The 323-nt window shown below is 33.7% G+C and carries 1 protein-coding gene; it reads left to right on the forward strand.

Features of this window, described 5'->3' with window-relative positions:
* Positions 1–137: 137 nt before the first annotated feature.
* The coding region (locus tag AOA61_RS24550) for an ATP-binding cassette domain-containing protein (RefSeq protein ID WP_143521248.1) at positions 138–323 on the forward strand (186 nt) is incomplete at its 3' end.

A 323-nucleotide genomic window follows, 5' to 3' on the forward strand; every position in this document is an offset into this window, starting at 1 on the left:
GGACCTCAAGAACATACAAATGGAACAATTCAAAAATAAAGCAGAAGTATTGATTGCATTTGGACGAAAACAACATTTATCAGATGATGATATGAAAATCATTTTCACGAAATGTTTGGAGGAGAGGGGAAATAAGAATGACTAGTAGTTTAGAAATTCGTGAAGGAACTACCAACTTTAAAAACTTTCAATTAGGACCTATTAACTTGAAGATTGAAAAAGGGATGATAACAGCTTTAATTGGCAGAAATGGTGCTGGAAAAACGACACTATTGAAAAGCACAAGTGGGATTCCTCCTTTTCAACAAGGAGAAGTAACATAT

This window comes from Pseudomonas sp. 2995-1 (assembly GCF_002742505.1).
Lineage (GTDB): Bacteria > Pseudomonadota > Gammaproteobacteria > Pseudomonadales > Pseudomonadaceae > Aquipseudomonas > Aquipseudomonas sivasensis.